At 58.6% G+C, this 25,426-nt stretch carries 24 protein-coding genes and 1 pseudogene; 9 read left to right on the top strand and 16 right to left on the bottom strand.

Features of this window, described 5'->3' with window-relative positions; genetic code table 11:
* The first annotated feature begins 231 nt into the window (after window positions 1-231).
* A complete protein-coding gene (locus ERE07_RS01825; RefSeq protein WP_130007119.1) occupies window positions 232-2,235 on the top strand; it encodes a relaxase/mobilization nuclease and DUF3363 domain-containing protein in 2,004 nt (667 codons plus the stop codon).
* A 15-nt stretch (window positions 2,236-2,250) separates the two neighbouring features.
* Here ERE07_RS01825 and ERE07_RS01820 read toward each other — a convergent pair.
* From ERE07_RS01820 to ERE07_RS01740, 16 genes and pseudogenes are all read right to left on the bottom strand, one after another.
* Window positions 2,251-2,823 (bottom strand): annotated as a pseudogene (locus tag ERE07_RS01820) (LysR substrate-binding domain-containing protein); the annotation flags it as partial.
* A 92-nt stretch (window positions 2,824-2,915) separates the two neighbouring features.
* Entirely contained in the window at window positions 2,916-3,764 is an 849-nt protein-coding gene (gene ccmI / locus ERE07_RS01815) for a c-type cytochrome biogenesis protein CcmI (RefSeq protein ID WP_118994212.1), read from the bottom strand.
* Complete coding sequence (locus ERE07_RS01810) at window positions 3,761-4,228, bottom strand: cytochrome c-type biogenesis protein (protein ID WP_118994213.1); 468 nt, start codon at window positions 4,226-4,228, stop codon at window positions 3,761-3,763. Before ERE07_RS01810 ends, ccmI begins: the two co-directional genes overlap by 4 nt.
* On the bottom strand, window positions 4,225-4,749 hold the full coding sequence (locus ERE07_RS01805) for a DsbE family thiol:disulfide interchange protein (protein WP_118994214.1): 525 nt from the start codon (window positions 4,747-4,749) through the stop codon (window positions 4,225-4,227). The genes ERE07_RS01810 and ERE07_RS01805 overlap by 4 nt, the downstream gene beginning before the upstream one ends.
* A complete protein-coding gene (locus ERE07_RS01800) occupies window positions 4,746-6,707 on the bottom strand; it encodes a heme lyase CcmF/NrfE family subunit (RefSeq protein WP_118994358.1) in 1,962 nt (653 codons plus the stop codon). Before ERE07_RS01800 ends, ERE07_RS01805 begins: the two co-directional genes overlap by 4 nt.
* 5 nt (window positions 6,708-6,712) lie before the next feature.
* The gene (gene ccmE, locus ERE07_RS01795) at window positions 6,713-7,153 is read right to left on the bottom strand and encodes a cytochrome c maturation protein CcmE (RefSeq protein WP_118994215.1); all 441 of its coding nucleotides are present in this window, start codon (window positions 7,151-7,153) and stop codon (window positions 6,713-6,715) included.
* On the bottom strand, window positions 7,150-7,332 hold the full coding sequence (locus tag ERE07_RS01790) for a heme exporter protein CcmD (RefSeq protein WP_118994216.1): 183 nt from the start codon (window positions 7,330-7,332) through the stop codon (window positions 7,150-7,152). Before ERE07_RS01790 ends, ccmE begins: the two co-directional genes overlap by 4 nt.
* A complete protein-coding gene (ccmC, locus tag ERE07_RS01785) occupies window positions 7,329-8,066 on the bottom strand; it encodes a heme ABC transporter permease CcmC (RefSeq protein WP_118994217.1) in 738 nt (245 codons plus the stop codon). The genes ERE07_RS01790 and ccmC overlap by 4 nt, the downstream gene beginning before the upstream one ends.
* A gap of 10 nt (window positions 8,067-8,076) precedes the next feature.
* Window positions 8,077-8,760, bottom strand: coding sequence for a heme exporter protein CcmB (gene ccmB, locus ERE07_RS01780; RefSeq protein WP_118994218.1), 684 nt, complete (start codon window positions 8,758-8,760; stop codon window positions 8,077-8,079).
* Window positions 8,761-8,764: 4 nt separating this feature from the next.
* Window positions 8,765-9,382, bottom strand: coding sequence for a cytochrome c biogenesis heme-transporting ATPase CcmA (gene ccmA / locus ERE07_RS01775; RefSeq protein WP_228255687.1), 618 nt, complete (start codon window positions 9,380-9,382; stop codon window positions 8,765-8,767).
* Window positions 9,383-9,770: 388 nt separating this feature from the next.
* Window positions 9,771-10,094, bottom strand: a complete 324-nt coding sequence (locus tag ERE07_RS01765) for a thioredoxin family protein (RefSeq protein ID WP_228255844.1) — start codon at window positions 10,092-10,094, stop codon at window positions 9,771-9,773.
* 48 nt (window positions 10,095-10,142) lie between these two features.
* Window positions 10,143-12,398 (bottom strand): heavy metal translocating P-type ATPase, encoded by a 2,256-nt coding sequence (locus ERE07_RS01760; protein WP_164878369.1) that lies wholly within the window; start codon window positions 12,396-12,398, stop codon window positions 10,143-10,145.
* Between the two features lie 7 nt (window positions 12,399-12,405).
* A complete protein-coding gene (locus tag ERE07_RS01755; protein WP_228255686.1) occupies window positions 12,406-13,512 on the bottom strand; it encodes a c-type cytochrome in 1,107 nt (368 codons plus the stop codon).
* Between the two features lie 15 nt (window positions 13,513-13,527).
* Complete coding sequence (locus tag ERE07_RS01750; protein WP_118994222.1) at window positions 13,528-14,346, bottom strand: c-type cytochrome; 819 nt, start codon at window positions 14,344-14,346, stop codon at window positions 13,528-13,530.
* A gap of 7 nt (window positions 14,347-14,353) precedes the next feature.
* On the bottom strand, window positions 14,354-15,004 hold the full coding sequence (locus ERE07_RS01745) for a cbb3-type cytochrome c oxidase subunit II (RefSeq protein WP_118994223.1): 651 nt from the start codon (window positions 15,002-15,004) through the stop codon (window positions 14,354-14,356).
* Complete coding sequence (locus ERE07_RS01740; protein WP_425330941.1) at window positions 15,001-16,617, bottom strand: cbb3-type cytochrome c oxidase subunit I; 1,617 nt, start codon at window positions 16,615-16,617, stop codon at window positions 15,001-15,003. The genes ERE07_RS01745 and ERE07_RS01740 overlap by 4 nt, the downstream gene beginning before the upstream one ends.
* A gap of 215 nt (window positions 16,618-16,832) precedes the next feature.
* Here ERE07_RS01740 and ERE07_RS01735 point away from each other — a divergent pair, with 215 nt between their 5' ends.
* The 8 genes from ERE07_RS01735 (at window position 16,833) to ERE07_RS01700 (ending at window position 25,274) form a co-directional block, all read left to right on the top strand.
* The gene (locus ERE07_RS01735; RefSeq protein ID WP_118994224.1) at window positions 16,833-17,510 is read left to right on the top strand and encodes a response regulator; all 678 of its coding nucleotides are present in this window, start codon (window positions 16,833-16,835) and stop codon (window positions 17,508-17,510) included.
* 8 nt (window positions 17,511-17,518) lie between these two features.
* Window positions 17,519-18,865, top strand: a complete 1,347-nt coding sequence (locus ERE07_RS01730) for a sensor histidine kinase (RefSeq protein WP_245153352.1) — start codon at window positions 17,519-17,521, stop codon at window positions 18,863-18,865.
* A gap of 76 nt (window positions 18,866-18,941) precedes the next feature.
* Window positions 18,942-20,792: a protein-disulfide reductase DsbD gene (dsbD, locus tag ERE07_RS01725; RefSeq protein WP_228255685.1), complete on the top strand. Its 1,851-nt coding sequence runs from the start codon at window positions 18,942-18,944 to the stop codon at window positions 20,790-20,792.
* Entirely contained in the window at window positions 20,789-21,622 is an 834-nt protein-coding gene (locus ERE07_RS01720; protein ID WP_118994227.1) for a TlpA disulfide reductase family protein, read from the top strand. Before dsbD ends, ERE07_RS01720 begins: the two co-directional genes overlap by 4 nt.
* The gene (locus tag ERE07_RS01715; protein WP_118994228.1) at window positions 21,619-22,170 is read left to right on the top strand and encodes a TlpA family protein disulfide reductase; all 552 of its coding nucleotides are present in this window, start codon (window positions 21,619-21,621) and stop codon (window positions 22,168-22,170) included. Before ERE07_RS01720 ends, ERE07_RS01715 begins: the two co-directional genes overlap by 4 nt.
* Before the next feature lie 35 nt (window positions 22,171-22,205).
* Window positions 22,206-22,979: a thiol:disulfide interchange protein DsbG gene (gene dsbG, locus ERE07_RS01710; RefSeq protein ID WP_118994229.1), complete on the top strand. Its 774-nt coding sequence runs from the start codon at window positions 22,206-22,208 to the stop codon at window positions 22,977-22,979.
* A gap of 49 nt (window positions 22,980-23,028) precedes the next feature.
* A complete protein-coding gene (locus ERE07_RS01705; RefSeq protein WP_118994230.1) occupies window positions 23,029-23,832 on the top strand; it encodes a sulfite exporter TauE/SafE family protein in 804 nt (267 codons plus the stop codon).
* 74 nt (window positions 23,833-23,906) lie between these two features.
* Window positions 23,907-25,274: a dihydrolipoyl dehydrogenase gene (locus ERE07_RS01700; protein WP_128354954.1), complete on the top strand. Its 1,368-nt coding sequence runs from the start codon at window positions 23,907-23,909 to the stop codon at window positions 25,272-25,274.
* Window positions 25,275-25,426 lie beyond the last annotated feature (152 nt).

Here is a 25,426-nt window from a genome sequence, read left to right as displayed (position 1 = left end):
GGACCGCCGACGCCCGGAGCGAAAGCGACAGGCAAAGGCGGAAGGCAAGACAAAAGGGGGCGGCACACAGCCGCCCGCAAAGCCAGTCTGCACGTGGGGGTGGCGCGGCACGACGCGGCGTTGCCGTCGTGCCGCTGGGGGCGCGAGGCTCGCGCCAAGAGAGGGCTTGCCGCGTGCTTCACACGACCGGCTACGCCGCAGCTTCAGTCAGAACTTACAGAAAGCGTAGCCATGAGCGACCGCCGCGATGATGATTTCCGGGTGCGCCCCAGCGCCCCGAAGAACCGGGGCAAGGGTCAAGGCCAAGGTTTTATTTCCAAGGTGCTCAAGCAGACCGGCAAGGCCAGCGGGGGCAAGTCCTCGATGCGTCATTCCGCAGCCGGTAGCCGTGGCGCACGCACCGGTCAGCGTCCCGGCGCACGCCTGGGTCGCGGCCATACGGCGGCGCGCTTCGCAGGCGCCAATCTCACGCCATTCTCGCGGCGCGTGACCATTAAGACGCTGCTGGTCAATCAGCAACGTGCCAGCCCACAGTCGCTTGCCAAGCACCTGCGCTACGTCGAGCGTGACGGCGCGGGCCGCAATGGCGAGCCAGGCCAAGCCTATGGGCCACAGACGGACGTCGGCGATCTGGATGCCTTCAAGGAACGCTGCGCAGACGACCGGCATCATTTCCGCTTCATTGTCTCGCCCGAAGATGGCGCGGAGCTGGGTGACCTGCGCACCTACACCCGGCATCTGGTGAACCGCATGGAAGCCGACCTGGGCACGCGCCTGGATTGGGTGGCGGTGGATCACTGGAATACCGACAACCCGCACACCCACCTGATCGTGCGCGGGCGCGACGAGACCGGTCAAGACCTCATCATTGCGGGCGACTATATCGCCCAGGGCTTGCGTCATCGCGCTTCTGAGCTGGCGACCGAATGGCTGGGGCCGCGCACCGAGCTGGAAATCCAGCAGGCCATGCAGCGCGAAGTGGAGCAGGAACGGTGGACGAGCCTGGATCGCACCCTGCAACGTGAGATCGGAGAGGATGGACGGGTGCAGATCCAACGCTTCAATGAGCCGACATTGCAACGCCAGCGCCTGTTGCTGATCGGTCGCCTGCAACGCTTGCAGCGCCTAGGGCTGGCCGATGAAATACAGCCCGGCACCTGGGCCATGCACACCGACGCTGAAAAAATCTTGCGCGCCCTGAGCGAGCGGGGCGACATTATCCGCACCATGCAGCGGGCCATGAGCGGAAAACAACGCGAACTTGCCGTATTCGAGCCGGGCCAAGATGATGATGGAGGTGGACGCGTCATCGTTGGGCGCGTGGCGGCCAAGGGGCTGGATGATGAGCTGCGCGACCGGGGCTATCTGGTGATCGACGGCGTGGACGGCAAGGCCCATTACGTTGCACTCAATGCTCGCGACGAACCGGCCAACTATCCAACCGGCGCGGTGGTGGAAGTGAAGGGTTCCGCCGACATTCGAGCGGCTGACCGCAACATCGTGGAACTGGCAAGCGACGGTTTGTATCGTATCGATCACCACCTTGCTATTGAGCAAGGTCGCGCCAAAGCTGGTCGCGACCCGCAGGAAGTCGTCGCGGCGCATGTTCGCCGGCTGGAAGCCCTGCGCCGCGCCGGAATTGTGGAGCGCGTGGCTGATGGACTATGGAAAGTACCGCGTGACCTCCCCGAACGTGGCCGCCAGTATGACGCGCAGCGGCAGGGAGGTGTGGCGGTGGAACTGAAATCACCCCTTCCCATCGAGCGGCAAACTCGCGTGATTGGGGCCACCTGGCTTGATCACCAGTTGATTGGCCGCGGCAAGGGGCTGGAGGATATGGGTTTTGGTGGCGAGGCCAAACAAGCCATGCAGCAGCGCGCCGACTTCCTCGAAGAGCAAGGACTGGCCCAGCGGCGCGGGCAGCGCGTGATCCTGGCGGGCAATCTGCTGAGCACGCTGCGCAATCGGGAACTGGCGCGGGCTGCCAAGGACATTGCCGCCGAAACCGGTCTGGAGCATCGGCCCGTGGCTGATGGGCAGCGCGTGGCCGGTATCTACCGACGCTCAATCATGCTCGTCAGCGGGCGTTACGCGATGCTTGATGACGGCATGGGGTTCAGTCTGGTGCCGTGGCGACCGGTGATCGAGCAGCGGCTGGGCCAGCAGATCGCCGCAACAGTGCATGGCGGTGGGGTGTCGTGGGAGATTGGGCGACAGCGCAGCCCTTCCGTTTGAAATTTTACTTTGTGATTAGTCATCCGCCTCAGTGATTAACCACTCCCTGAATGCCGCTAGTGTGGGTAGATTGGCGCACTCGGGTCGGTAAACGATGTAATAAGAGGCATTCAACGCTAAGCTGATGTCTGGGAATAGCCTCACGAGGCGCCCGCTCGACAGATCGTCGCGGGCCATGATGCTGCGTGCGAGCGCGATGCCATGCCCCTCAATAGCTGTCTGCAGCACGGCTGCAGAGTTATTGAGGGGCATGCCGCGATGGATCGTCGCTGTGTCGCTAACGCCGGCTTTCTTCATCCATTCCTCCCAGGTCGGGAAGCCCGCATGGCCGGCCATCGTCAAGTCATGGATCAGCGTTTCGCGAATTAGATTACTTGGCTTGCGTAGTTGCCTGAACTGATGCAGCAGCTCAGGGGAGCATACGGGAAAAGCTTCTTCATCCATGAGCTTGTCGGCCTTCAGGCCTGGCCAGTCCCCCATGCCGTAGCGCACACCGATATCGATGCGCTGGGCTGCGAAGTCTACCGATTTGTGGTTGGTGTCCAAGCGTACATCGATGTCCGGACAAGCTGTCTGGAATCGATCTACCGAGATGAAGTGCAGTCCCCGGGCTTATATGCGAGAAACCGATTAGCTGGTTTGAAGGCGATTTCCAAGCGAGTTCGAAGTATGCTGATGGGTTATGGAGAGGCGGCACCAGCACTTCGTCGAGCCATATCAATGCCATTTAGTACCGCCTGGGCCGCTTCCGAACCGGCCGGGAACTGTTCTAGTAATTGTTGCCAATAGCCAATGGCCGCCTGATATTCGCCGCGCTCGAATGCAGCCCTTCCCGCCAAGGTGAGGGCGAATGGTTCGTCCGGGTCGAGGGTAAGGGCGCGGTCAAGTAGTCGCGTCGCTTCTTGGGTAAATCCGCTTGCGCTGCTGCGTGCGATCACTTCGGCATATTCCGCCAGGGAAAGCGGGTCCGCCTCGATGATGGGAGCAGCTTTGGAAAAAGCTTGGGCTGCATCTGCATATCTTCCAAAGTATCGATAAGAGCGGCCCAACATCAGCCAGCCCTCGGGATCGTCCGGATTTTCTTTCAGGCGCGCCTCTAGAGATTCCACCATCTTCTGCACATCAGCCTGAGTCATTGTGGCAGCACTGGGAGCTGGGGCGGGCCGCGTTGCGGCCGGGCTGCCAAGGTATGCGTACACCAGCAGGGCGGCCACAGGCAAGACGATGCCCACTACCGCGGCTGCTCGTCGGCTGTTATGCGCACCGGTAGCGGGAGCCGAGCCAGGTATCGCCTCATCCAGCGCGCGGCGCTGCAACTCTTGCTTGGCCACGGAAAAATCGTGCTCGGATAGTGTACGGTTTGCGACGTCTCCTTCCAATTCAGCCAATTGATCGCGCAAAACTGTTGCGTTGACCGAGTGATGCCCGATCTCATCACCTTGGCCTGGGCCGCGCCAAAGGGCGCGGCCGAGCCACAATGCCACCGTTGCGCAAAGCAACGACACAATGCCAGCGAAGAGCAAGCTCATGATGAATTACCTTTTGAATGAGTTTCGCTGGTGCTGCGCTGTAAAAGGGCGTCAGCCATGCGTTGTTCGTCATCGTCAAGCGGGTCAGGCGCGGCGTTTCTATTTCGGCGCCGCAGTGTCATGGCGAGCACCAGGAGCCCGCCCACCATCAGCAGCATGGGTCCGAGCCACAGAAAGAGCGTGGTAGCTTTCAATGGCGGCCGATAGAGTATGAAGTCGCCATACCGCGCCACCAGGAAATCCTGAATCTGAGCTTCTGACCGTCCCGCCTTGATCTGATTACGAATCAGCTCCCGTATGTCCCTCGCAAAGTCAGCGCGCGAGGCGGCAATTGATTCGTTCTGGCACACTAGGCAGCGCAACTCGGTGGCGATATCCAGCATTCGCGCCTCAATCGCGCTGCCGTTGCTCCAGACGGGATGGCAAACCGATGCGCAAAGCAGCAACAGCCATATGCGCTTCATTTTTGCAGCTCTCGAACCAGGGGCAGGATGGTGTCGCGAGCATCGCCGAAGCTGACCGCGCCGATATGCTTGTAGCGGATGACACCCTGTTTATCGATGATATATGTTTCCGGCACGCCATAAACACCATAGTCGATACCGACGACGCCTTCGGGATCTGTGATCACTGCTTCATAGGCATCGCCATGGCGCTGTAGCCAGGCGATTGCATCATCAGCCATATCCTTGTAATTCAGACCGACAATCGACAATCCGTGGGTGGTCGACAAATCGGTAATGACGGGGTGCTCTTCAAGGCAGGGCGGGCACCACGAGGCCCAGACATTCAGCAGCCACACCTTGCCGTCCATGGATTGCGGCGAGAATGTTTCGTCCGGGGCTGCCAACTTGGGCAAGCTAAAGACGGGTGCCGGTTTGCCGATAAGCGGAGAAGGCACTTCACTGGGCTTCAACGTCAAGCCGATAGCCAATAGGCCTATCAGTAACAGCAGTCCGGCCAAAGGCCAAAAAAAACGATTCATGCGTCAACTCCATGGGCAGCCGTGTCTGTTTGGCGCCGGCGGCGTTTAAGCCGGTAGCGTCGATCGCTGATGGCCAACAGCCCGCCAAGTGCCATCAAGATACAGCCGATCCAGATCCAATCGACAAACGGCTTGAAGTAGACCCGCACGCTCCACGATCCACCGCCCAGAGGTTCCCCCAAGGAGACGTACACGTGCCGCAGGCCGTTGGCGTCAATGGCCGCTTCCGTCATCGGCATGTCCGATGAAAAGTAATCGCGTTTCTCGGGATGGAGTGTGCGCAGCGCTTTGCCGTTCTTTGAGAGCAGCACGTCGCCAATTTCCGCCTCGTAGTTGGGGCCTGTTGCCTTGGTGACCCCGCGGAACGTCAAGTCATAGCTTCCCGCCTGCACCGTAGCGCCGGGTTCCATGCGTAGGTCTTGTTCGGTTTCATACCCCATGACTAGCGTGACGCCCGTGACAAACACGGCAATGCCAAAATGAGCCAGATGCATTCCCAGCCAGCTGCGCGGCTGTTTCAGCGGGCCACTGCGGGTGGCGCGCACACGTTGCATCACGCCGATGGCCACCGACGCCGCGATCCAGGCCGCTAGGCCCAGTCCCAGCGCTATCAGCACAGACCATCGCCCCAGCAAGAGCGGGGCACCGATGCCGACGATCAGCGCTATCCATGCGGGATGCAGAAGCTGCTTTGTCAAGGCCGCGATTTTCGCCGATTTCCAGTTGGCTGCGGGCCCTATGGCCATAAGCAGCAGGGCGGGAATCATCAGCGGCACGAAGATGGCATTGAAGTACGGGGGACCGACCGAAATCTTGCCTAGGTCGAAGCCGTCGAGCAGCAGCGGATACAGGGTTCCGAGGGTTACGGCGCCGGCCGCTGCAGCCAGCAGCACATTGTTCACCAGCAAGAGAGTCTCGCGCGACACCAATGAGAATTGGCCGCCTGTGCTTACTTTGGGGGCGCGCAGAGCAAAGAGCACTAATGATGCTCCCACCACAACAGCAAAAAGAATGAGCAGGAACACGCCTCTTCGGGGATCGGTGGCAAAGGCGTGCACGGACGTCAGCACACCCGAACGCACCAGAAAGGCCCCCAGCAGGGAAAATGAGAACGTACAGATGGCAAGGAGCACTGTCCAGTTCTTGAAGCTGCCGCGTTTTTCCGTCACGGCCAAGGAGTGAATCAGGGCAGTGCCGACAAGCCAGGGGATGAAGGACGAGTTTTCCACGGGATCCCAGAACCACCATCCGCCCCATCCGAGTTCGTAATAGGCCCACCAGCTACCCAGGGCGATGCCCAGTGTCAGAAACAACCAGGCAGCCGTAGCCCAGGGCCGGGACCATCGCGCCCAGGCAGAATCCAATTTTCCGGCCAGTAAGGCGGCCACGGCAAATGCGAAAGCCACCGAGAACCCGACATACCCCATATACAGTAAAGGTGGATGAAGTATCAGGCCGATATCCTGCAGTAGCGGATTCAAGTCCATCCCCTCCATGACGGGAGGCATCAGCCGCTCGAACGGATTGGAAGTTGCCAGTACAAACAGCAGAAATCCGACGGTGACCAAGCCCAGCACGCCCAGTACGCGCGCCACCATAGCCTCCGGCAGTTGTCTTGAAAAAAAGCTTACGGCAAACGCCCATCCGGTTTGCATCAGCAGCCACAACAGCAGCGACCCTTCGTGTCCACCCCACGTCGCGGCGATTCGATAGAACCAGGGAAGTTGAGAGTTGGAGTTCTGCGCCACGTAGAGAACTGAAAAGTCGTTGGCGAAGAACGACCCGCCAAGCGCGATAAAGCTGATGGACACCAAAAGAAACTGAGCGCGTGCGGCGGGACGCGCGAGGGCGATCCAGGCGGCATTGCCACGCGCGGCGCCCGCAAGGGCCAGGCTGGCCTGCGCTAGCGCCACGAACAGCGCGAGTATTAGGGAGAAATGTCCGATCTCGGGAAGCATGGCGATCATGGCCTCCCTGCATTGGTGGCTTTCTCGGCTTCGTTCAAGGCGTGCTGAGCTTCGGGAGGCATGTAGTTTTCATCATGCTTTGCCAGTACCTCCTGGGCCAGGAACCGGCCGCCAAGCTCAAGCCTGCCTTGCACCACTACGCCCTTGCCTTCGCTGAAGAGGTCAGGGAGTATGCCCGTGTAGCTGACGGGTACCGTCTTGGCGTTGTCGGTCACGACGAACTGCACGGTTAGGCCGTCACGCCGTACGCTGCCCGCTTGCACGATCCCCCCGACGCGGAAGAGGCGTTCCTGGGGAGCTTCGCCCGCATTGACCTGCGTAGGCGTAAAGAAGAACACAAGATTATTCTGGAATGCATTGAGGACGAGCGCCGTCGCAATGGCGATGGCGGCCAGCCCGCCTCCAATGAGCAAGCTGCGTTGATGGCGCTTCTTCATTGGACTGCCTTTTTTTGCATGCGCTGCTCGCGAACTGCTTGCAGCAGCGCTGATCTACGGCGCCGTCCAAGAAGCATCTGTTCGGCGCACACAGCGATGATGGACATTCCCATGGCGCCCCATACGTATGCACCATAGCCGCCCATGGCCAGGAATTCAGTTGGACTTGACCATGTCATTCTTGCATCTCCTTCAATTCGTTCAGCCACCCGGCATGGCGCTCGCGCTCCAGAATGATGCAGCGCATACGTCTTAGTGCGGTGGCGATGGTGTACGCCCATGCGGCCAGGGCCATGAGCAGCATGCCGGCCAGCATGATCGTTGCCATGGACGGAGCGCGTGTCAGCGAGACCGAGGCCCCCTGATGCAGGGTGCTCCACCACTGGACCGAGAAATAGATAATCGGAATGTTCACCACGCCGACAAGAGCCAGCACGGCAGCGGCCTTGTCGCCGCGTCGAGGGTCGTCCACGGCCGACTGGAGCGCAATGAAGGCCATGTACAAGAAGAACAGAATCAGTTCTGAGGTCAGGCGCGCATCCCACACCCACCAGGCTCCCCACATGGGCTTGCCCCACAAGGCGCCGGTCCATAGGGAGAGAAAGGTGAACATGGCGCCGGTGGGGGCCAGGGCCGATGCCATCATGGCCGACAGGCGGCTGTTGAGAACCAGCCCCACTGCGGCCCAGAAAGCCATCACCAAATAGATGAACATCGACATCCATGAGGCGGGCACATGCACGAAGATAATGCGGTATCCCTCGCCTTGCTGGGCGTCGGTGGGCGCCATGAAGAAACCTGCGTATAACCCCGCCGCAGTCAACAGGACGGAGGCTGCGCCAAACCACGGGATCAGGCGCCCAGCAAGCGGATAAAACGTTCTTGGCGATGCGTATTTGAACCAGTTGATCATCTGTTTTTCATTACTCCAGCGCAATCTTCAGCGCGGCAGCCGTCGCCCAAGGAGCAAAAAACGCGGCCAGCACCAACATCGCTCCCAGCAGCGAAATATTCGCGCCTGTGCGTGCCCCGCCGGTGGCGACGTCAACAGCGGCCGTGCCAAAAATCAACACCGGTACGTAAAGCGGCAAAATCAGCAGTGTCAGCAGCACGCTGTTGCTGCGCAAGCCCAATGTCAGGCTGGCTCCAATCGCTCCAAGCAGGCTCAGCACCGGGGTGCCGAGCAATAACGAGGCTGTCAGCGCGTATAGAGATGAAGGCGGCAAGTCGAATTGCAGTGCCAAAAATGGCGCCAGCAATGTCAGCGGCAGGCCGGTCAATAGCCAGTACGCGACGACTTTGCCCAATATCAGTACGCCCAACGGAGCGGGGGACAGGAGCAGTTGCTCCAGGGTCCCGTCCAGATAATCCCGTTCAAACAGGCGATTCAACGAGATCAAGGTGGCCAGCAATGCGGCAATCCAGAGAATGCCGGGTGCAATCTGTCTGAGTATGTCTCGTTCAGCGCCAACGCCCAATGGAATCAAGCTGACCACGATGACAAAGAACGAAAGCGAAGTCAGGACTTCGGACTTGCAACGCATGGCGACTTTTAAATCATGTTTGATCACTCCATGGAAAGAAGCCAGCCCCAGGGGCGCACTCATGTGCTTATCCGCATGTGATGTGATACGTCGCATGCTTCAGTTTCATCTCATGATGCGTCGTGACAGCGGCTATTCCGCCACGGCACAGGTGCCGGTCTATCGTTTCCGTCACCCATTGGGCGGCTTTGCTGTCCAAGGCGGCCAGAGGTTCGTCCAATACCCACAAAGGGCGTTTTTGCAGTACTAATCTAGCCAAGCTCACTCGACGCTTCTGTCCTTCAGACAAGAGCCGCGTCGGCAGATTTTCCTTGCCTTGCAATCCGACCTGATGCAATGCCGTGTGTATCGCACTTACGCTGGACGGTTCATTCGCCAGGGTCAAGGCAAACTGCAGGTTTTCCTCTGCATCTAGCTCTTCCTTCAGTCCTGGGAGGTGGCCTGCGTAAATGAGCTGACATCGGTATTCTTCATCCAGAGAGTCGATCTTGCGCCCGTGCCAGTACAGTGCGCCAGCAGCGGGGGCTGCCAGCCCCACAAGTGTGCGTAGCAGACTCGTTTTTCCACTACCGTTGTCGCCATGAATCACCAGACACTCTCCGGCCTTGAGATGAAAACTCAGGCCGTTGAACAAGCTGCGATCACCGCGTACACATTCTAGGTTGAGAGCTTTGAACAACTTCACCTCAATTTATGGGATTACTCCCAATCGGTAAAAGCGCAGGTTGCATGTGTTGATTCACTCACACTGCTCAGCGCATTCGTATGGGTAATGACCCGTTCGATTGGGCCAATCATTACACACGATACGCCAACCCGATTAAGTCAATATTAAAGGCGCAGTGGCCGTATGTAACTCCGGTTTCAACCTTTGGGTCGCGCTGATGAACAACTCCGGTCCCTCCAAGCGGTGAGCATCGCCTAGTCAATTATGGACTTCTGTAGTAGTCATCAACTGACCACCTTGCTCTAAGCAGTAATGACCACGAGCCTAAGATTGGTACGTGCAGCATGGATGGCGGCGGCCCATCCCGCAGGATCTGAACCGAGGATAATGAGTGAGCGGTGCGTGCTCACTCGATCAATCCAAGTGTTGCTTGACGAAATTGTTCAATTGCGTTTTTCCAATCGCTCCTGCCGTTCGATCCGCGAGTGAGCCGTTCTTGAATGCTAGGACTGCCGGTATGTTCTGAACCCCCGAAGCGATGTGTCAATGCCAGCGCATGATCAACGTTGATCTCACCGAAGTGGGCGTCTTTGGCCATGTCATTGGAGGTTTGCTTGACCGGGGGCGACATGGCCCGGCACGGTCCACACCATTTAGCCCAGAAGCGCACAACGTGCACGCCGGATAGGCCTATGGTGGTGTCAAAACTCTCGGAGGTTAGTTCTCTGATTATGATTAAGTTTCCGGGCGAGAGGGATGAAAGATTTGGCGGTGCTGCTTAATGAGCAGCAGCCAAGCCGTCGGACTGAAATGGACGAGCAGAATTGCCGAGGACCGTCATGCTGCTTAGAAGCATGGCGACGGCGGCCGCACCGGGGGTAACGCCGATATGCAAGAACAACGCAACGATTGCAACGTTGTAGATGATCGAGAAAAAGAGGTTTTGACGGATTCGCCGCATGATGTGGCGGGCCATTTGACGTGCCAGGACCACTTGGCTCATGCCGCCTCGCGTGATCACCACGCCTGAGGCCGTGACGGCGATGGCATTTGCACCAGTGACGGCCACACCGCAGCCGGCCGCAGCAAGGACCAGCGTGTCGTTGATGCCGTCGCCGACAAAAACAGTGTCATGCCCATGTTTCTGAAGGATTGCGACTTTGTCGTCCGGCTTGCTGGCTGCGTGAACGTGCTTCGGCGCAAAGCCAAGTTTTTCACCCACCCAGTTTGCCGCCATGGCGTGATCGCCCGTTACCAGCAGAGTTCGACAGCCTTCTTTACGCAGGAAGTTCAAGGACTTCAGCGAATCGGCCCGGATATTGTCTTGCAGTTCGATTTTGCCTTCCCATCGTCCGTTACGAGAAATGTGCGCTGTGGCGCTTGGTGCTGGGCCTGTTGCGGGATCAGCGGCTGCTTCCTCCTTCTCGGTGCAGCGCACGCCCTGCCGCTCCAGCCACTTGACGGCTCCGATCAGCCATGTCGCCCCATCGGGCGCGATATAACGTACGCCGGCCGGATGCCGCTCCACAAGGGGCGTCAGCGGCAGATCTTCGATTCCACGAGAACGAGCATGCTGGACGATGGCGTTGGCCACAGGATGGGCAACGCCTGTTTCCGCGTTCGCGACGACTCGTAGGAGATCGTCGGGCGCCAGGTGCTCGCTTGTCATGCGCGCCACTGTCAATTGCCCCGTCGTGAGCGTTCCCGTCTTGTCAAACGCAAATGTGCGGCCTCGCGCCAGGGCTTCGACACTGGCGGGATCCCTGAACAGGATGCCGGCGCGCGAAGCGCGAGCACTGCCTGCCGAGAATGCCAGCGGCAGGGCAAGCCCGACGGCGCAGGGGCAAGCCGCGACGAGTACCGAGAGCGAGGCTAGTAATGCGTGGTCGACGGCCATACCCATCCATAGGTGGCGCATGAGCGCAAGCAGCGATATCGCGCCAGCCACTGGAAGTAGCCATCGGGCAAATTGTTCGGCGAGTTTCGACATCGAGGACTTCGCGCCGAACAGCTCATGCATGCGCAGACCCAGTTTATCGGCATATCTTTCGCCTTGAGATTTTTCCACCCGCAGCACTAACGGGGCCTGCAGATTCACCATGCCGGCATGCAGGTACTCGCCGGCGCTGCGCTCCAGCGGCAGAGATTCTCCCGTCAGCAAAGACGTGTCTACCTGCGACGCGCCCTTTTCTATGAGCCCGTCGACAGGTATGCGTTCGCCAGCGAGCACGTAAACTAGTGAGCCCGTCTGGACCGACTCCAGCGCAACGATTTTTTTATTTCCGTCAGGCTGGATGATGCGTGCCGTTTCCGGCATGAGCTGGCGCAGGGCGTCGATCGCTACCATGCTGTGCTTGCGTGCCTGGATCTCGATCAGCCGCCCCACCAACAGGAATGTGATAAGCATCGTGGCGGCATCGACGTATACGGCGGGCGAATTTCGAGTGAGGTTCCATAGCGACAGCAATAAGGAGCCCCAGACGCCCAGCGATATGAGGGCATCCATGCCGGGAACTCCGGCTCGCACTGTTTTCCAGCCCGCCCGATAAAAATCGAGGCCACTGTATAGAACCACCGGCAGGCTGAAAATGGTTGCGGTCCAGCCTACCAGCAAGGCATCGATACCGGCCACGGCCTCGATGCCAAAGTAAAGCATCCAGGATCCCAGCATGCTCCACATGCCGAAGAAGGCGGCAACGATCAACTGCAGCCGTATCCGCGATGCTTGTTTTTCCAGGGATAGGTTCACCTCGTTGTCGTCCAGCAGCGGCGACATTTCGTAGCCTAGGCCCTGCACCCGATCAAAAAGCTTTTGAAAATCGAAGCGCGCCGGTTCCCACCGAACTAAGGCGGAGCCGGAGGTGAAATTTACGTTGCTCTCCAGCACTCCCGGCGCTTTATCGATGACGCGCTGCACCGCCATGGCGCAACTGGCGCAGAACATGCCGCGCACGGAAAAAATCATGCGTCCGGCGGGGCGCAGCGACTCTAGGTCCAATGTGTTGGCTGCGGCGGCCGTTGTCGTCGACTGCATGGCGTGATCAGTCCTCTTGTTCCGTACCCCCGCCGACGACCTTCCCGTTGACTGCCTTGCCGTAGAAGCTTTCCTCCCCATCATGGAATTCGACGCGCGCCTCTTCGAGGGTGCCGGTCTGACGGGGATCCTTGGGGCGTTCATGGCTGTCGACGAAAGCTGCAACGTCCCAAGCTTCCTGGTCGGTCAGCGAGAATGGCTTGCCCAGCGGCATGTTGGCCTTGATGAAGCCGGCGGCCGTATCGATACGCGCCATGCCCGCGCCCCAGTTGTAGGAGTTCGGGCCCCAGAGCGGGGGAAACACCACACCGCTGTCGGGATCTCGCTGGCCCTGGCCATCCGCGCCATGGCACAGGGCGCAGTTCTGCGCGTAGACTGTCTGTCCGCGCATCACGTCGTAGTCTTCTTCGGGTTTCTTGAGCTTGGGATAGCCTGAGCCAGGTAACTTTTCTCCCGTGGACGCACCATCGGCCATCCAATAGAAGTAGGTTGTCAAGTCGCGGTAGATATCGCTCCCGGCTGGTGGAGGCTGGCCCGATGGTGAGCCCTGTGCATTCATTGAGTACGTGAAACAGCCCTTGATGCGGTCCTCGATGGTACTGATTGACTTTGTCTTGCTTCGGTACGCTGGATAACGCACATAGGCGCCCCACATGGGAGCTGAATTTTCTCGGCGTCCGGCATCAAGGTGGCAATTGACGCAAGCGAGCGTATTGCCGACGTGCTCGGACACCATGGTCGACGTTTCCATGAAGATGGCGCGGCCTCGCTTGACGGCATCGCCGTAGGGACTGTCAGGAATACTGTTTTCCGATGGAGGTGAGTAATAGCCATCGGCACCGACTGGCATGCCGGCTGTGGGCGCAGCCCTGTCTGCTTGGTGTGTCTTGCGGTCGGACTCCATGGCTTCACGTGTGTAGACCTGGCTGCCGATCTGGGTAATGCCGCCTTTCTCGGAAGTGAAAGAGAACGACATCAGGCCGCTGTCATGAATCAGGTAGCCGGCGCCGAACAACAGGATGCCCAGTCCCGCGCTCCAGGCTAACCGCCGGGCGCCTGACATCCGCTTGCGTATGCCCGGCTCCGGCCGGTTAGAGGAATGGTTTTGTGTCATCTTGGCTCTCTATGCTTACTTGACAGTGTCGTCGCGGTCTCCCGGCAAGGACGCCGCATAATTGGATACCGCATACAGATCCTGGTAGGACAGTCGGCTCGCGATGTCGTCCATTAAGGATTGCGGTGAGTTGTGCCGGTGACCACCTTTCCAGGCGGCCAACTGGCCGAACAAGTATTCGGGCTGTTGCGCAGCCAGGGGCGGGAAGGAGACACCCACGCCTTGTCCCTGGTCTCCGTGGCAACTGACGCATGCAGGCACGTCCAGTTTCCAGTCACCTTTTTCGAACAGCAGGCGGCCTCTCTCCATGTCGGCATCGGAGTGCGGCAGCATCAACTGGGGGACGGGCAGGTTCGCATAGTAGGCCGTCACTTCCGCAATATCGTGAGCCGATAGTTCGCGCGCCACGTAGTGCATGGATTCGTTAATGCGCTCGTCGGAAGCGAAGTCGCGCAGCTGCTTGGCCAGGTATTCCTTTGAAAGGCCGGCAAGACGGGGGGTGTTGCCGGCACCCTCGCCCTGATCGCCATGGCAGGATGCGCAGCTCCACACGCTACCTCGGCCGGCATGGACCAGCTCGGGTGCATCCTGCGTCGCGATGGGAGTAGGCACTGCGGGCGTCACCGGCGCGACCGGGCCACTGGCGACCGTATCGGGCGAGCCGGAGTCCGTCCATGGAGCCAGGTCGCTTAGATAGATGCCGACGCCGGCCAGCGCCAAGGCGATGAGCACCGCCAGCAGGAAAATGGGAATCGGGCGGGGCGGCTCCCAAGGTTCGAATGTGGGATCGATGTCGTCGACACGGGGCGTTGTCGAGTGGTGATTAGTTTTCATGGCGTTCCTAACCCGCATGCCCGTCTGCCGCTGTTTCCGGACGGTGGTCATATCCGCGGTCCCTCTTCTGCAATTCCTCGTGGCTGGCCGGATAGGTGCGATCCAGGCTGAGCAGGTATTCGACGAGATCCAGCGCTTCTTTGCGAGCCACGACCACCCGGCCGCCCGGCGGCTGGAACTGGGCGGGCAGGCGCACCACGACGTCGTCCTGCGCAGCTTCATCCTTCACGTCGAACATATAGGGATATGAAGGCATGATGCTCCAATCGAAGATGGCGCGCGGCTGGTACAGGTGCGTCAGATGCCAATCGCGGCTTTTCAGGCGGGCGCCGACGTTGAGCAGGTCGGGGCCGGTACGCATGGTGCCCAGCAGGTGGGGCGTGTCGTAGAAATAGTCTCCCGGCGTCGAGGCGCGGCCCCAGCCGCGGGCGCCGTCGAATAGCGTTTGGCCTGTGGAGCGGGGCTGCTGGCTGTGGCAGTAGATACAACCGTTGGCGACGTACTGCTGGCGTCCGAACAACTGCTGCTCGGTGTAGGGCTGGAGCTGCGCCGGCGGCTGCGATGTGCGAAGCTGCCAGGCGGGCAGAATCACCAGCATCAGTGTGGCGAGCAGCAAGACGCCAATTGCGCCAATGAGAAGTGGCAAAAGTTTGTTCATGACGCTTTCACAGGAGCGAACGTATCGACGGAATTGGTGCTCGATTCTTTTTTCAGCAGCAGCAAGGCGAAATGTGCGGCAAAGACGAAGTGGCCCAAGGTCATCAACGTGCCGCCGATGGATCGGCCTTCAAGATAAGGAATCATCGATCGGGTGATTTCGGCAAAGCTCGATCCCGGATCCATCAACCCCATGCCTTGCAGGACGCCAGCGATGGTCAGGGAGACGAAGTAGATCGTGAATCCGACCACCACCAGCCAAAAATGCGTTTGCACCAGTTTCGGGTAGGGCCAGCGCCGGCCAACGATGTGCGGCATCATGTAATAGAGAGTGCCAAACAGCACAAGCGAAACGAAGCCATAGGCGCCCAGGTGTGCGTGCCCGACGGTGTAATGGGTGAAGTGAGTGATCGAGTTGACCGAACGTATTGCCTCGATTGAGCCCTGAAAGGAAGAGAGGGTGTACATCAGCGCGCCGATCCATACGAACCGGAGCGACATTGACTGCTTGAACGCCCACATGTTGGTGGCGACAGTGACGTGCTGGTTGATCGCAACGGCGATTACCGGGACAAACATCATGATGCTATGGACAACAGACAGCGTCACCGCCCAGGTCGGGATCGGTCCGCCCATCAGGTGGTGGATGCCGACCTGGCTGTAGAACAACGCCAGGCTCCAAAAACCGAGGAGCGAGACGTTGTATGAATACACCGGTTTGCCGATGATCTTGGGAATAATGTAGTAGGCCATGCCAACGCCCATGGGCGTCAGCCACAATCCCAGCACGTTATGGGCGAACCACCAATTCACTGTCGCCTGCTGAGCGCCCACGTGCAGGCCGGGTATGTTCGCCACCAGGAACAAGAAGGGAAACCACACCATGCCGGCTAAGAAATACCAGCCAGACACATAGATGTGACGTGATTTCCGCCGTGCAGCAGTCTCAATCGCAGGCCAGGCAAGGAAGAAACCGCCCAATGCAAGCACCAAGTCGATTTGCCATGGGAATTCCAGCCACTCAATGCCATCGGACCAGCCGTTAGCGACGGCGATGGTCCCACCCAGAACACCCAGCGTCCAAAGAAAGGCCCCAAGATAGGCCATATTGGGCCGTCGAAGGGGCGTGTGGAAGATTCGTGGCAACAGCCATAAAGCCACGCCGATGCCTGTGACCGAAAGCCAGCCATAGGCAACGATATTCAGATGTAGTGTGCGTGCACGGCCAAAAGTGATCTGCGCAACATCCGCGAGCCAATCTGGCCAGTGCAGCTTCAAGGATGCAATGACGCCGAATGTTGAGCCTATCAGTAGCCAGAGAATGCCAGCCGTGATCAGAACCAGAACTGGGCCCTTCCCGGCGCGATCGATGCCAGCGCGCAATACGTCGAAGTGATGTGATTCGTCCTCGTTCTGTTTACCAAAAGAGGAGCTGTCGTCGGGATGGCCGAGCTCTCCTTCCATGAAAATCGTGGAAGCCTCGGCTTTACCCACGAATATCAACTTATTGGCAACAGCCCAGACGAGAATGCCCAGCGCCACCAATGAAGCGACAAAGCTTGTCGCTAGCAAGGTTCCCAGTATAGGTGTCATAGCATACGTGTCCGCTTCCATAGGGGCTGCATCCGGTAGAGTCGTATCCGGTGCTGCCTCAGGAGATACGTGGCAATCCAGATTAAATACAGCCAAATTGGAGACACAATAAGTTGCCAGAATTAAGGCAGCATTAAGAGGTGATGCGAGGGTGAGCAAAGCTTGAAAGACTGTTAAGATTTTTGCTTGATTGAGAGTTCAGAAGGTTTCCGGCGCTTGTACGCAAGGATAATGAAATGCATATTTTGCTCGTAGAAGATGATCTCCTCGTCGCGAGCGGTATTGTGGCGGGACTGAGATTGCATGGCTTGACGATCGACCACGTGAGCACGGCTAACTTGGCGGATGCTGCATTGGCGACGTCATACTTTGATGTATGCATCCTTGATCTTGGGCTGCCAGACGAAGATGGAATGGCATTGCTGCGCCGTTGGCGCGAAGAAGGTCGTGATCTTCCCGTTCTCGTATTGACGGCACGTGACGCGCTCAGCCATCGTGTGGAGGGACTACTTGGAGGGGCTGATGATTACCTGGTCAAACCTTTCGAGTTGGATGAGTTGCAGGCACGGTTGCACGTACTGACGCGCCGGGTCGCGGGCCGCAACACCGACTGCATGAATCACGGGGAACTGAAGTTCTGTTCGTCGACAGGCCGAGTATGGCTAGCCGATGAGCCGGTAGCGCTGGCACGTCGCGAGTTGTCATTATTGCGCGCCTTGCTGCAGAATCCCCAGGCCATCCTTAGTACAGAGCAGCTTTGCGATAGCGTCTATGGTTATGAGCAGAACGTGGAAAGCAATGCGATCAACGTACATATTTATCATTTGCGCCGCAAGCTCGGAAATAATATTGTCGAAACAGTGCGTGGACTCGGTTATAGGCTTGGTTCAGCCGAGAAGGTAGTGGGAACATGAGTCTGCGCTTGCGCCTTTTGCTGTATATCGGTATTTCGCTGACTGCGCTTTGGACTTTGGTGGCGACCTGGATGTTCATTGACGCCCGTCAGTCGTTAGGCCAGGCATTGGACAACCGTCTGGCGGCGTCCGCACGAATGGTTGCCGGGCTGGTTTCCCAATTTCCCGAACCTCAAGATATTGCCGCAATGGGTGATAAGCCATTGGACGTCGTCGCCCGAGATGGGGTGGCGTGCGAAGTAAGCCTCGTGCGCGGTGAAGTCGTGATTGAAACCGTGGCACGTACGGCAGGCAGTCCGGAACTGATGCATGCTGATCCAGGCTTCAGTACCTATATATACGGTAATAAGCGATGGCGTACCTATGTACTGCGGCAGGGCGACGTTCAGATCGCTACCGCCGACAGCATCGACGTCAGAGAGGCATTGGTCAAAGAGTTGATCCTTTCGGCAGGGGTGCCGTTCGTTGTCGCTTTGTTTGGCACCCTGATCGTGCTGTGGTTGGGCATTACCCGTGGACTGGCGCCCGTGGAGCGTATTCGTAGCCTTCTGGCACGGCGCCGGCCCGGCGACGATAGTCCATTGCCTGAGGTGAAGGCCCCTGTAGAGTTACAGCCGCTCCTGCATACGATCGAGCAACTTTTGGAGAGACTACAGGACGCAATCGTGCGAGAGCGCCGATTCACCGATAGCGCGGCGCACGAATTGCGTACTCCCCTTACCGGTGTGAAAACACACATTCAAGTGGCGAAGCTTGCGTTGCAACGGCGAGATGAAAAAGCCACCATGGAAGCAGCCCTCACCAGCGCAGACCAAGGGGTACAGCAGCTGCAGAATATCCTTCAGCGTTTGCTTGATCTGGCGCGGTTAGAAGGCCATTCTGTCGCGAAGGAGGTTAGCGATCCGATTGAGGCTGCATCCATTGCAATTGAGGCATTGAAGCCAATGTACGGTGATTCTATAGGTAGGATATCGGTGCAAGGGGCTGACAACTCGCGACCGGTACGCGCCGCCCGACCACTTCTAGTTGGGGCAATTCAAAACCTAATTGATAATGCAATACGCTACGCGCCCACCGACACTCCCATTACGATTCGCTTGGAGCCGCAAAGCAATGGCACCATGCACATTAGTGTGCTGGACGAAGGCGCTGGCCTGAATGCGCAAGAGCGGGCTCAAGCAGTTAATCGGTTTTGGCGTGGAGACCCAAAAATACCCGGCTACGGACTAGGCCTATCTATTGTGAACGCGATTGCACGTCGACATGCGGGCGCATTTGAGCTTCTGGAACGGGATGGCGGCGGGCTGGAAGCACGACTTACGCTTCCAGTAGCGGGCGATACTACGCTTTCTTGAGTTTTCTGCGAAGCCTTAAGCTTCCCTTAATCCTGCAGGTGCATGATTCACCTAAGTTTACCTGCAGGAGTTCAGCTTGTCTGTCTATCGGATTGCCCGTGCGGCTCTCGTACTGTTTTGTTTTGCCGTTGGAAGTGCCTGGGCAGGCAATGGTCTGTTTTCGTCGGCCACGGAGCCCGAATTTCTTGAAGCCTCAGACGTATTCAAGGTAGAGGAGGTGAGGCAGCAAGGCGGAGAGTATATAGTCGAAGGGCAGATTGCCGACGGCTATTATGTCTACCGCCACTCGTTGAAGCTGGTCGACGACAACGAGAATGCTGTTGATCTGGCTCTCCCTGCTGGAACGCCCCGGCATGACGAGTTTTTTGGCGATACCGTCATCTACACCGGCGATACGGCCCGTCTGCGCTTCCCGGCGGCTGTAACCGGCCCACTGACACTGCATTGGCAAGGCTGTGCAGAAGACGGTATCTGCTATCCACCGCAGACGATGCATATCAGCGCGCCAGCAGCGACAGCGGTAGCTGACGGTCAGGCTGTCGAGCAACCGCCTCAGGCATCGGAACCTGAATCAGTCTCGGAGCGCGGGCCTGATTCGGCCGGCATGCCTTCGGGCGCCAGTGTTGGCGAGGATCAGGCGGCTGCTCAGCGACTTGCTGCGCTGGGGCCTATTGCCGGCACGCTGCTGTTTTTCGGATTCGGCCTATTGTTGGCTTTTACGCCCTGCACTTTGCCGATGATTCCCATCGTTTCCACCATGGTCGTTGGTAGCCAGGCCAAGCCGCGTCGGGCTTTCGTTTTGTCGTCGTCATACGTCCTGGCGATGGCGGGTACCTACGCTGCAGTGGGGGTGGCGGCTGGACTGGTGGGTGCCAATTTACAAGCCACGCTGCAGTCGCCTTGGTTGCTCAGCGCCTTCGCGGCGCTCTTTCTCATTCTGGCCAGTTCGCTATTCGGTCTGTTCGAGTTGCGCTTGCCATCCGCTGTGACGAATCGCCTCCAGGCAGCGGGGCCTGCTCGTTCGGGGGGGAGTATCACCGGTGCGGCGGTGTTGGGTTTTCTGTCGGCGCTTTTGGTTGGTCCGTGCATGACGGCTCCCTTGGCGGGTGCGCTGTTGTACATCGGGCAGACGGGCAGTGCGATCCAAGGGGGGCTGGCTTTGTTTGCGCTGGGTTTGGGTATGGGCCTGCCATTGTTGGCCATTGCTGTGTTCGGCGCCCGTGTGCTGCCCAAGCCCGGTGCGTGGATGGATCGGGTGCGCGTCGCCTTCGGCTATGTCATGGTTGGCATGGCAGTGATGATGCTGACGCGTTTTCTGACCGGAACGACGAGTCTGTTGCTCTGGGGGGCCTGGATGCTGCTGGTGGCGGTGGGGCTCGTCGCTTGGGCGCAAGCCGTTACGAATAGGCAGCGGTTGGCGTGGAGCTTGCGTTCGGCGGCGGCGTTCGTCGGTCTGTGGTCTGTCCTGATGCTCGTGGGCGCCGCTTCAGGGGGTGACGCCGCCTTGCAGCCCCTGGCGCATCTGCGCGGCGCGCCCGCTGCGGCCACGCCAACCGCCGAGGTCAGTTATATCCAGGCGAAATCGGTGGCCGACGTGGATGCTCGCCTGGCGGAAGGCGCCGCGCGCGGCCAGTGGACCTTGATTGATTTCTACGCCGACTGGTGCGTCAGCTGCCATGTAATCGAGCGCAATGTATTCGGCGATCCCGCGGTTGCGGCGCAGCTGGCGCGTATGCAGGTCGTGCGGCCAGACGTGACGCGTAATGACGCTACAGATAAGGAACTGCTCAAACACTGGGGCGTCATGGGGCCGCCCACGCTCATACTGGTGGGGCCGGATGGTACGGAACGGCGGGATCTGCGTGTGGTGGGTGAGATCGGTGCGCGCGAGTTTCAGGACCGCCTGGACGCGGCGGGGGTGTCATGAGCGGCATTGGTCCATTTCCTATACAGGTCGTCACGGTTATTGCCGCCGTACTGCTGGCTTGGCTGACAGCACGAATTGTCGGTCGGAGGACGCCTGATGTGTCTTACAAAGCCGCCGGATCAATGATTCTTGACGCCGTGTTTTGGGGGCTCTTGACGGCACGCTTGGCATACATTGCGCAGTGGTGGGAGGAGTACTCGGCCACACCCAGATCCATGATCGCCATCGGCGATGGTGGATTTGTCTGGTGGGTTGGCGTGCTGGTGGTCGTTGCTTACATCTGGCGGCGAACCCGGTCCGCTCAGATCTTGCGCGTCCCCGTGATGGCGGGCGTCATGGTCGGCGTCGCCGCATGGGCCCTCGCGGGCGGGGTGCTCGCTTTATTGCTGCGCGCCGCGCCGCCTTTGCCGGACCTGCAACTGGCGACGCTGGACGAACATCCCGTTTCGCTGAGCGAGTATGCGGGGCGCCCCATCGTGCTCAATCTTTGGGCGAGCTGGTGTCCGCCATGCCGACGCGAGATGCCGGTGTTTGAACAGGCTCAGACCGATTTTCCGGATGTGGCCTTCGTGTTGGTCAACCAAGGGGAAAGCGCGCAGCAGGCGCAGGCTTTTCTTGAAAGTGAGGGTTTGAGCTTGACGGATGTTTTACTTGACCCCGCTTCCGAGGCCATGCGCACAATGAACTCGCGTGGCTTGCCCACCACCTTGTTTTTCGATGCGCAAGGCCGTCAGGTGGACATGCATTTGGGCGAGATCACCATGCCCAGCCTCAAGGACAAGATGCTGCGTCGTTTTGACCTATCCTCCGGCTCGGGAGCCGAAAAATGATAACCAAGCTTACACCGGCTTTACGCCTGCTCATTCTTGTTGTCGTCACCCTCATGCTGATGGCGGGCTGCAATCAGGCAGACAACGCAGAAAACTCCTCAACAGCACTGGGATTGGAAGCTGACAAGCTGGCGCAGCAGGCCGCGCTGTCTTTGCCGGACTTGCAGTTAATGACGCTGGAGGAGCGTCCCGCCCACTTGAGTTCGTATGTGGGAGTGCCGGTCGTGCTCAATCTTTGGGCGACCTGGTGCCCACCATGCCGGCGCGAGATGCCGGTGCTCGAGCAGGCCCAGGCGGCATTTCCCGATGTAGCCTTCGTCTTGATCAATCAGGGGGAAAGCGCGCAACAGGCTAAAGCGTTTCTTCGTAGCGAAGGTCTGAATTTGAAGGATGTTCTGCTCGATCCATCGTCCAAGGCGATGCAGGAAATGCGGACGGGTGGCTTGCCCACTACCTTCCTTTTCGATGCACAAGGACGCATGGTGGACTTGCATTTAGGCGAGATCACGATGAGTGATCTCAAAGACAAGATATCACGCCATTTTTGACCATTCATTTAACCCAGTACGGATAAGGAACGACTATGTTTGCACCGCGGGTGCTTTTCGCTTTCATGACTGCGGCGCCTCTCATTCTGATGCCCAGCGGAGGCCTGGCCCAAGTCACGGATAAACCGCCAGTTATCGACGCGTTGGAAGACCAAGGTGTCATCTTCAAGCAGGAGTTCGAGGCCGGTAAAGGCGTGCGCGCCTTCGCCGGTGTTCTCGGCGACAGCCCCGTCGCGGTCTACGTCCTGGCCGATGGTAATGCCGTTGCGGGCACGCGCCTGAATGCCAAGGGCGAACCGATTGACCAAGCGACACTGCAGAGCCTGGTTGCCAAGCCAATCAGCGACCAGGCGTGGGCGCAGCTGGAGTCGGCCACGTGGGTGCTGGATGGCAAGGCAGACGCGCCGCGTATCGTCTATGCCTTCACCGATGCAAATTGTCCCTATTGCCATTTGTTCTGGGAGGCCGCGCGTCCGTGGGTTGATGCCGGAAAGGTCCAGTTGCGCCACCTGTTAGTCGGCGTCATCAAAGAGGACAGCCCGGCCAAAGCGGCGGCGATTCTTGGCGCAGCCGATCCTTCAGCCGCGTTGCGAGAGAATGAAGTCAAGTTCGACCAGGGCGGTATTACGCCCGCCAAGAGCGTACCGGACGATGTACAGCGGACGCTCGAAGATAATCAGATGCTCATGCTTTCGATGGGATTTCGAGGAACCCCTGGCATCATCGTTCAGGACGATAAAGGGTTGATCCAGAAGTACAACGGCATGCCGCAACAGGGCGCGTTGACCGAAGTGTTGGGTCCGCGCTGATGGATCATCTGAGTACAGACGTACGGAATTATGTGTCAAGGCAGGGGGCATGATGCTTAGTGGCGGGCTGCTTGGGCTTGTAATCGGCGCTGTCTTAGGACTCACTGGGGCTGGAGGCGGTATCTTTGCCGTACCGGCACTGGTGTTTGGCCTGGGTATGGATATGCGTGCGGCTGCTCCTATGGCACTCATGGCCGTTGGTTCCGCAGCGATGCTTGGTGCATTGCAAGGGCTGCGCCAAGGCCTTGTTCGGTACAAAGCCGCGATTGTCTTGGCGACAGCGGGTACCATTACTGCGCCACTCGGCATCAGGCTGGCTCACTGGCTTCCTTCCCGGTGGCTGAACTTGATCTTTGTCGCCGTCATGCTTGTGGTCGCCTACCGCATGTTCATGTCTTCACGCGGTGTTCAAAACGATGGCGAGTTGCCCCTGATGCAATCTGGGATTTGCAAAGTATCCAAGGAGACCGGACGCTTCATCTGGAACCCACGCACCGTCACAACGCTGGGCGGTATCGGAGTGGTCTCGGGCCTTTTTACCGGCATGTTGGGCATCGGCGGTGGATTCATCATCGTCCCCGCGCTGGGGTACTTCAGCGAACTTCGCATGCACAGCATCGTCGCAACATCTCTGTTGGTGATTGCACTGCTATCTGTAGTCACCGTCTTCATTGCGTCAGAACAAGGTCTTTCACTTACTGCTGCAACTTGGGCATTCTCGGCCGCCGCACTCGCAGGCATGGCGGGCGCTCGCTTGCTGGTGCCGAAGATTTCCTCAATGGTATTACAGCGAATTTTTGCCATCGCCTGCGTTGTGGTGGCGGCCATGATGCTCACGCGCAATATCGGCTAACGGTTCTTAGACAGGCGCGCTGTTGCGAACATGCTTCAACGCCCATTTCTTTAATTATGGATAAAGGGAGTTCAATGCCCAACCGGAAAATCGATGTCGCCATTATTGGCGCAGGCACTGCGGGAATCACAGCATTCCATGCGATAAAAGCTGCAGGCAAGCAAGTGGCTCTCATTGATCGAGGGCCACTGGGCACGACGTGTGCCCGCGTCGGATGTATGCCGTCGAAAGCTGCGTTGCATGCGGGTATGCGCTGGAAGACCGTAAAGCAATTGCCAGATGGCGCTGTGCTCTTCCCGCGAGGACGACAAGCTTTGTGGAAGCATGCTCGCGAGACACGGGACATGTTGGCCAACGGGGCAGCGGAGCGTACGCGCAATGCGGCAAAAGATAGTCTGATTCTGGCCGAAGCAAGCTTCATTGAACCTGGCGTCTTGCAGATAGGATCGGAGTGTCTCGAAGCCGATGCCTTTATTGTCGCTACCGGTTCTAGCCCTGTTGTGCCCAAAGCACTTGAAAGTGTTGCGACTAGAATCCTGACAACCGATACCCTTTTCGACCAGGAGTCTCTGCCGAAACGATTGGGAATTCTTGGCATGGGAGCGGTTGGCCTTGAGCTGGGTTTGGCGCTCGCTCGTCTAGACGTAGAAGTAATAGGAGCCGATCAGCGCCATACTATCGGTGGTATTCAAGATCCCATGGTTCAGGAGCGGGCCATTTCAGCATTCATAAGCGAGCTGCCGATGTGGCTGGGAGACTCGGTGGAAATCCACCTGGCGGGCGAAGGGGTACTCATGCGTACGAGTGAGCATAGTGCCGTTGTGGACCGCCTTCTGGTCGTCACAGGACGGGCTCCCAATACTGCTGCACTGAATCTGTCGGTTGCGGGAATTTCGCTGGATGATCAAGGTAGGCCATCTATTGACCCCGTTACCATGCAGGCCTCAGATGTGCCGATTTTCTTTGCCGGCGACGTGCAACCCGACCGAGCTTTGATGCACGAGGCAGCGGATGAAGGACTAATGGCGGCGCAGGCCGCATTGTCCTACTTGCGCGATGAGCAGCGGCCAAGTACTTCACGCCGAGTGCCGATGTCGATCTTGTTTACGGACCCGGATGTTTGCACTGTAGGGGTGTCCTACGATGCCGCGATGCAGCAGGGCGCGATCATAGGGTTGGCCGAAGGCAGTGGCAATGGTCGCTCCAAGATACTGGGTGCACAAGATAACCTGCTGCGAGTTTATGCCGAGCCGGATACGGGCATTTTGCTTGGCGCCAGCATGCTGCTGACTCGAGGTGAACATATAGCGCACCTGCTCGCATGGGCGATTCAGGCGAAGCAAACCGTCAATGAGCTACTGACCATGCCGTACTACCATCCCTCCATCGAGGAGATGTTGCAGAGCGCTTTGAAATCGGCGTCCCAGCAAATCGGTACTTAAAGTGACCCACATTCATAGGAGCCGCTTATGACTGTCCATGCCCGTTCGATTTCTAGCTTTATTCTAGGATTAGTTTTTGCAATCCATATATAGCGTGGCCCTCGAGCCGCCACTGCTCGATTTAATGTCCTAATTATGATGAACAGTATGCA

The sequence above is a fragment of the Allopusillimonas ginsengisoli genome, from assembly GCF_004153455.1.
GTDB classification, from domain to species: Bacteria; Pseudomonadota; Gammaproteobacteria; order Burkholderiales; family Burkholderiaceae_B; genus Allopusillimonas; species Allopusillimonas ginsengisoli.
Note: the sequence above shows the minus strand (reverse complement) of the source record. Positions and strands in the feature narration are given on the sequence as shown.

Coding starts and splice junctions, on each gene's coding strand:
- ERE07_RS01825 (WP_130007119.1), top strand. CDS start 232: ATGAGCGACCGCCGCGATGATGATTTCCGGGTGCGCCCCAGCGCCCCG.
- ccmI (WP_118994212.1), bottom strand. CDS start 3,764: ATGAGCTTGCTCTTCGCTGGCATTGTGTCGTTGCTTTGCGCAACGGTG.
- ERE07_RS01810 (WP_118994213.1), bottom strand. CDS start 4,228: ATGAAGCGCATATGGCTGTTGCTGCTTTGCGCATCGGTTTGCCATCCC.
- ERE07_RS01805 (WP_118994214.1), bottom strand. CDS start 4,749: ATGAATCGTTTTTTTTGGCCTTTGGCCGGACTGCTGTTACTGATAGGC.
- ERE07_RS01800 (WP_118994358.1), bottom strand. CDS start 6,707: ATGCTTCCCGAGATCGGACATTTCTCCCTAATACTCGCGCTGTTCGTG.
- ccmE (WP_118994215.1), bottom strand. CDS start 7,153: ATGAAGAAGCGCCATCAACGCAGCTTGCTCATTGGAGGCGGGCTGGCC.
- ERE07_RS01790 (WP_118994216.1), bottom strand. CDS start 7,332: ATGACATGGTCAAGTCCAACTGAATTCCTGGCCATGGGCGGCTATGGT.
- ccmC (WP_118994217.1), bottom strand. CDS start 8,066: ATGATCAACTGGTTCAAATACGCATCGCCAAGAACGTTTTATCCGCTT.
- ccmB (WP_118994218.1), bottom strand. CDS start 8,760: ATGAGTGCGCCCCTGGGGCTGGCTTCTTTCCATGGAGTGATCAAACAT.
- ERE07_RS01760 (WP_164878369.1), bottom strand. CDS start 12,398: ATGCAGTCGACGACAACGGCCGCCGCAGCCAACACATTGGACCTAGAG.
- ERE07_RS01755 (WP_228255686.1), bottom strand. CDS start 13,512: ATGACACAAAACCATTCCTCTAACCGGCCGGAGCCGGGCATACGCAAG.
- ERE07_RS01750 (WP_118994222.1), bottom strand. CDS start 14,346: ATGAAAACTAATCACCACTCGACAACGCCCCGTGTCGACGACATCGAT.
- ERE07_RS01745 (WP_118994223.1), bottom strand. CDS start 15,004: ATGAACAAACTTTTGCCACTTCTCATTGGCGCAATTGGCGTCTTGCTG.
- ERE07_RS01740 (WP_425330941.1), bottom strand. CDS start 16,617: ATGGAAGCGGACACGTATGCTATGACACCTATACTGGGAACCTTGCTA.
- ERE07_RS01735 (WP_118994224.1), top strand. CDS start 16,833: ATGCATATTTTGCTCGTAGAAGATGATCTCCTCGTCGCGAGCGGTATT.
- ERE07_RS01720 (WP_118994227.1), top strand. CDS start 20,789: ATGAGCGGCATTGGTCCATTTCCTATACAGGTCGTCACGGTTATTGCC.
- ERE07_RS01715 (WP_118994228.1), top strand. CDS start 21,619: ATGATAACCAAGCTTACACCGGCTTTACGCCTGCTCATTCTTGTTGTC.
- dsbG (WP_118994229.1), top strand. CDS start 22,206: ATGTTTGCACCGCGGGTGCTTTTCGCTTTCATGACTGCGGCGCCTCTC.
- ERE07_RS01705 (WP_118994230.1), top strand. CDS start 23,029: ATGATGCTTAGTGGCGGGCTGCTTGGGCTTGTAATCGGCGCTGTCTTA.
- ERE07_RS01700 (WP_128354954.1), top strand. CDS start 23,907: ATGCCCAACCGGAAAATCGATGTCGCCATTATTGGCGCAGGCACTGCG.